Consider the following 6,000-nt stretch of genomic DNA (forward strand, 5'->3'; position numbering starts at 1 on the left):
TTTTAATATTATGAACCTTTTTGGATATACTTGTTAAGAGAGCCTGCAAAGCTCTGAAGATTGAGACTTTGTACATAGACCTCACCGGTACCTCGGAAAGTATTCACCACTCCTTCGCCTGTACCAATAGACTGCCAGAAGCCATTTTCTAAGTGGATATCATAGTCCAGAGATTGACTCCAAGCCACCACATGGGCATTGTCGATGGTTATTTCTTGGTTTTGTAGCTCAATTTTCTTAATAGATCCAAAAGCATTGGCCAAAAGAGTTCCCTGACCTTGGGTTGTCATCACAAAGAGACCGCCTTGCCCTCCGAACAGAGCTTTCCCAATAGACTGGCGCTCCATTGTATAGAAAGCTGTACCATCAAGAGCTAAAAAGGCCCCATCATTCAATCGGTACTGGTTTTCGCCTAGCTCAAGAGCAATCACTTGACCAGGAGTATCTGGTGCTAAAGCAAGGTTGCCGTTGTCAGACTCTGCAACAGCTTGAGTGATAAAGGTACTTTCACCAGAAACCATTGAACGCCCTACAGCTTTGACAAAACGTCCCAAACCAGAACCGCTTGCATTGAGCTGGGTATTGAGACTTACATTAGGTGTATGGTAGACCATGCTACCACGCTGAATAAAGACCGTTTCCCCCTGATTGAGCGACAACTCTACCAAAGGAAACTGCATTTGACTATCCATAGAAAATTTCATCAGAAATTCCTCCTTATTTTTAATAAATGTTAGCAATAAAATAATTAGTCATCTAAAACTGACCATAACGATTAGGAGAATACTTTTTTCAAGACTTCCTGAATAGTCGTCACCCCAATCACCTGAATTTCCTTAGGTGGCTTTATACCTGTTAGGGAGTTTTTTGGTACATAGATTTTTGTAAATCCAAGCTTAGCGGCTTCATTGATCCGTTGTTCGATACGATTTACGCGCCGAATCTCTCCCGTCAAGCCCAACTCTCCTACAAAACATTCCTGGGGATTGGTTGGCTTGTCCTTGTAGCTAGAAGCAATAGCAACTGCAACAGCCAGGTCAATAGCAGGTTCATCTAATTTGACACCACCAGCTGATTTAAGATAGGCATCCTGATTTTGAAGCAAGAGACCAGCCCGTTTTTCCAAGACAGCCATAATCAGACTAGCACGATTGAAATCAAGCCCTGTCGTCGTACGCTTAGCATTCCCAAACATGGTCGGCGTCACCAAGGCCTGCACTTCAGCAAGAATTGGACGTGTTCCTTCCATAGTCACAACGATGGACGAACCAGTCGCTCCATCCAAGCGTTCTTCCAGAAACACTTCACTAGGATTCAGGACTTCAACCAAACCACCTGATTGCATTTCAAAAATCCCGATTTCATTGGTCGATCCAAAACGGTTCTTGACTGCTCTCAGAATCCGGAAGGTATGGTGACGTTCCCCTTCAAAGTAAAGCACCGTATCCACCATATGTTCCAACATACGAGGACCAGCCAAAGTTCCTTCCTTGGTCACATGCCCTACGATAAAGATAGCAATGTTATTGGTCTTGGCCAGCTGCATGAGTTCAGCTGTCACCTCGCGTACTTGGGAAACCGACCCTTGTACCCCTGAAATCTCAGGAGACATAATGGTCTGGATCGAATCGATGATAAGAAAGTCTGGTTGGATTCGCTCCACCTCAGCTCTCACGCTCTGCATATTGGTCTCAGCATAGAGATAAAACTCGCTATCAATATCCCCCAAGCGCTCTGCACGGAGTTTGATCTGTTGAGCAGACTCCTCCCCACTGACATAGAGAACTGTTCCTACTTGAGACAACTGAGTTGATACTTGTAAGAGAAGGGTTGATTTTCCAATACCTGGATCTCCACCAATTAGGACGAGACTCCCTGGCACCACACCTCCACCGAGTACACGGTTGAATTCCTCCATCTCAGTCTTGGTTCGATTGACATTAATAGAAGTTACTTCTGCCAATTTCATGGGCTTGGTTTTCTCACCTGTCAAGGACACACGCGCATTCTTGACTTCTGCAACCTCAACCTCCTCAACAAAAGAAGACCAAGCTCCACAGTTTGGACAGCGTCCTAAATACTTTGGTGAATTATATTCACAATTTTGACACACAAATGTCGCCTTTTTCTTTGCGATAATAAACCTCTTTCTATATCTCTATCTCACATTCAATCACTTGGCAAAAATCAATCTTCTCATTTGGTACAAACTGCCGTATCAGCATTCGATGGGCTACAACTACCACAGTTTGATGTTCCCGATACTTAGCCATGCATTCTAGAAAACGAGTCTTCATCTCTACAGCTGTCTCATATTGAACAGGAGAATTTAGGAGCAACTCCCCATTATTTTCTAAAAATAGTCTTCTAGCTTCTTCAAATCTATCTATGCCACTTTCATAGACCTGCCATTCATGCAATAATGGCTCCACTCTCAAAGGAAGCCCAGTAGCACAAGATACATAAGAAGCCGTTTCTAATGCTCGCGTCACTGCAGAAGACACCAGTATATCAGCTGAGCCAAACAAAAGATTTTTGCAAAGTTCCTGAGCTTGTTGTCTTCCTTTTACCGATAAAGGGGCCAAGTCTATCCCAAATCCCGTATAAGAACGCTCCTCTAACTCACGGTAATCTGGCTCTCCATGACGTACAAAGATAATCTTCATCTTAGTGCCCAGTTGATCCAAACCCACCAGTACGAACTCCGTCTGCCTCATCTCCATCTGCAATTAAAAATGGTGCAAAGACAGCCTGAACTACACGTTCTCCAACTTCAAGAACAACTTCTTGATCTGTGATATTCTTCATCTGTGCAAAGATATGTCCCTCATTCCCTGGATTGCCATAATAATCTCCGTCAATGACACCCACAGAGTTAATCAAGACCAAACCTTTTTTACGAGGATTTGATGAACGGTCATAAAGATAGAGCACTTCAGTCGGCTGCATATAAGCCTTAACACCTGTTGGGACGAGGACGATTTCTCCTGGTCCAATCACTGTGCGCTCTGCCACCTTTAAGTCGTAGCCAGCTGCGTGTGCTGTCTCTCGTTTAGGTAACAAAGTTTCATCTGTAAAGCTAGAAACTAATTCAAAACCACGAATTTTCATATTATTCCTCTTTTTAATCTTTTATTCTAGGCTATTTTATCTTATTTATTCGAAAAAAGCACGAAAAAAGAGCACACAATTCACACTCGCTTAGGGCTGCTGGATTCCTCCCCTGACCCGCTTCACGCAGAACTGTTGCTCCACTAGTTATTATACCACATTCCCCTCTATTTTTAAAGAGAAATTATTTTTTACGTCGATTTCGGAAAAAGTCTTGCATAATCTCTGCGCACTCATTCTCTAAAACACCTGTTTCAACGTCCACACGGTGATTGAGCCTCTCATCTGTTAGAATATCGTACAAGCTCCCAGCGGCGCCAAATTTCTGATTTTTAGCCCCGTAGACCACGTTTGGAATCCGTGCGAGACCAATTGCCCCACTACACATGACACACGGCTCTATGGTCACAAAAAGCGTACAATCGAGCAAACGCCAACTCTCTTCGCTCAAATTAGCATTCTCTATGGCCATAATTTCCGCATGCATGACTGCCCGTTGCAACTCCTCTCGAGCATTGTGTCCTCTCCCAATGACTTTTCCATCCTTGACAATTACACAACCAATCGGGATTTCATCATGCTCTAAAGCAATCTCTGCCTCTTTTAAGGCCTCTCTCATAAAAGCTTCTTTTTCTTCAAGCGTGTAATTCATCTCTTCTCTCTTCCTAGCTATCAATTCTATCATTATACCATGTTTCTCAACACAAAAAAAGCCACCGAATGCGGTGACTTTATAGGGAGATTATTATGAAAAAGAAAAGTTTAGGAAATTTGTTACAACAAGTTAGGAGGTCTTCTTGTAACTGTCTATAGTATATCCAACCTGTCTTAAACAAATCTTAAAAATCTGCTATGACCAAACACTTTCTAAAATATTTGTCTGTTCACGACCAGGACCTACTGAGAATGTTGAAATACGAACACCCACCAATTCGCTAACACGGCGAACATAGTTGCGTGCATTTTCAGGAAGGTCTTCCAAATTACGTACTCCAGTGATATCTTCAGACCAACCAGGCAATTCTTCGTAGATTGGTTTACAACGTTTCAATTGTTCGAGACTAGCTGGGTAGTAATCAATACGTTGACCGTCAAGATCATAGGCCACACAGATTTTTACTGTATCCAAGCCACTCAAAACATCAATAGAGTTCAAAGAGAGATTTGTGATACCAGAAACACGACGGCTATGACGCATAACAACTGAGTCGAACCAACCTACACGGCGAGGACGCCCAGTAGTTGTCCCATACTCATGCCCCACTTCACGAATACGATCACCAACTTCATCAAATAGCTCGGTTGGGAAAGGACCATCACCTACACGACTTGTATAAGCCTTACATACACCGACAACTTTGTCAATCTTGCTTGGACCTACTCCAGAACCAATTGTCACACCACCAGCCACTGGGTTTGATGAAGTAACAAATGGATAAGTACCTTGGTCAATATCCAACATGACACCTTGTGCACCCTCAAAGAGAACCCGTTTACCATTATCAAGCGCGTCGTTCAAGATAACAGAAGTATCAGTCACATATTGCTTGATTTGTTGGCCATACTCATAGTATTCTTCAAAAATATCATCAATTGAAATAGGTTCACTATCATACAATTTTACAAATTGACGATTTTTCTCAGCAAGATTACGTTCTAAACGTTCACGGAAGATTTCTTTATCCAAAAGATCCGCAATACGAATTCCAACACGAGCTGCCTTGTCCATATAGGCTGGACCAATTCCTTTAATTGTCGTCCCAATCTTGTTATCACCCTTAGCTTCTTCTTGAAGACGGTCTAACTCAATGTGATAAGGCAAAATAACATGCGCACGATCAGAAATTCTAAGATTATCTGTTGTAACACCTTCTTCATGCAAATAAGACAATTCTTTCACAAGAGATTTAGGGTTGACAACCATCCCATTACCAATAACAGAGATTTTTTCTGGGAAGAAAATACCTGAAGGAATCAAGTGCAATTTAAATTTCTTTCCATCAATAACAATTGTGTGACCTGCATTATCTCCGCCTTGGTAACGAGCAATCACTTCCGCATTAGCTGAAAGAAAATCTGTAATTTTCCCTTTACCTTCATCACCCCATTGGGTACCTACAACAACAACTGAAGTCATAATAAATTTTCGTCTGAGCCAAAAGGCTCGTCCTTTCTCATATACATGGTGGGAGTCTCACCCACAATAATATCTTACAATTTATTATAAGAAAAAAAGCCTATTTTATCAAGAATTAACACTAGAAAAGATTAGGGAATTCTTTTACTTTTGATTTAAAAAAATACAAAAAATTAGCATAATCTAAATATTTTTTTAAAATTAATTATTATTGTTCGTAATAGATGAAATGAAATTTTATTAAAATGAATAATTTAAATTTTGCCCTAATAGATAATTAAGATAGATCCGGTACGCTGCTCGAAAATGACAGAGGAGAAAATCCTTCTCATTCTTTATCTTAAAACGAATTAAATAATAAAGTAAAAATTTAAGATGAAGTAATTCCCATTCATCAGTACTTTGAAATAAAATTGAATATTCATTTTCGATTTGCTTTAGAAAAACCAAAGATCGATCGTAATATTTTTGAAGCATATAAAAAACCTTTCTTATTGATAAAACAAGTTTATCAGAAAGGCTAAATAAATAGATAAATATTTCTATAAAGTAAAAATTTTAAGCTGAACAAACTTAAAACAAAGAAAAGAAGTAAAAATAGATGAAAAAAATACTGAAAAATTCTCGTAAATAAACCCAAGGAAACAAAAAAACGTTCCTTAGAACGTTTAACTACTCCGCCAGTAGGACTCGAACCTACGACATCATGATTAACAGTCATGCGCTACTACCAACTGAGCTATGGCGGATAA

General features: G+C 40.4%; 7 protein-coding genes, 1 tRNA gene and 1 other RNA gene. All 9 read right to left on the reverse strand.

Annotated elements, in window-relative coordinates; translation table 11 throughout:
• Positions 1-8: 8 nt before the first annotated feature.
• The 9 genes from NML75_RS08155 to NML75_RS08195 all read right to left on the reverse strand — a co-directional run bounded on the left by NML75_RS08155 (position 9) and on the right by NML75_RS08195 (position 5,997).
• Positions 9-704 carry a TIGR00266 family protein gene (locus tag NML75_RS08155; RefSeq protein WP_004250353.1) on the reverse strand — a complete coding sequence of 232 codons (696 nt, stop codon included), beginning with the start codon at positions 702-704 and terminating at the stop codon, positions 9-11.
• Between the two features lie 71 nt (positions 705-775).
• On the reverse strand, positions 776-2,137 hold the full coding sequence (gene radA, locus NML75_RS08160; RefSeq protein WP_080581389.1) for a DNA repair protein RadA: 1,362 nt from the start codon (positions 2,135-2,137) through the stop codon (positions 776-778).
• Positions 2,138-2,150: 13 nt separating this feature from the next.
• The gene (locus NML75_RS08165) at positions 2,151-2,717 is read right to left on the reverse strand and encodes a histidine phosphatase family protein (RefSeq protein ID WP_033630843.1); all 567 of its coding nucleotides are present in this window, start codon (positions 2,715-2,717) and stop codon (positions 2,151-2,153) included.
• Positions 2,668-3,111, reverse strand: a complete 444-nt coding sequence (locus NML75_RS08170) for a dUTP diphosphatase (RefSeq protein WP_004250347.1) — start codon at positions 3,109-3,111, stop codon at positions 2,668-2,670. Before NML75_RS08170 ends, NML75_RS08165 begins: the two co-directional genes overlap by 50 nt.
• Before the next feature lie 53 nt (positions 3,112-3,164).
• An RNA gene (ffs, locus tag NML75_RS08175) (signal recognition particle sRNA small type) lies at positions 3,165-3,263 on the reverse strand.
• A 32-nt stretch (positions 3,264-3,295) separates the two neighbouring features.
• Entirely contained in the window at positions 3,296-3,763 is a 468-nt protein-coding gene (gene tadA / locus NML75_RS08180; RefSeq protein WP_004250346.1) for a tRNA adenosine(34) deaminase TadA, read from the reverse strand.
• Positions 3,764-3,961: 198 nt separating this feature from the next.
• A complete protein-coding gene (locus NML75_RS08185; protein ID WP_004250345.1) occupies positions 3,962-5,248 on the reverse strand; it encodes an adenylosuccinate synthase in 1,287 nt (428 codons plus the stop codon).
• Positions 5,249-5,488: 240 nt separating this feature from the next.
• Positions 5,489-5,725 (reverse strand): sigma(X)-activator ComW, encoded by a 237-nt coding sequence (gene comW / locus NML75_RS08190; protein ID WP_006149115.1) that lies wholly within the window; start codon positions 5,723-5,725, stop codon positions 5,489-5,491.
• A 198-nt stretch (positions 5,726-5,923) separates the two neighbouring features.
• Positions 5,924-5,997 (reverse strand) — tRNA-Asn (locus NML75_RS08195).
• Positions 5,998-6,000: the final 3 nt, after the last annotated feature.

Source organism: Streptococcus sp. CF4-3 (assembly GCF_024295385.1).
Taxonomy (GTDB): Bacteria; Bacillota; Bacilli; order Lactobacillales; family Streptococcaceae; genus Streptococcus; species Streptococcus infantis_I.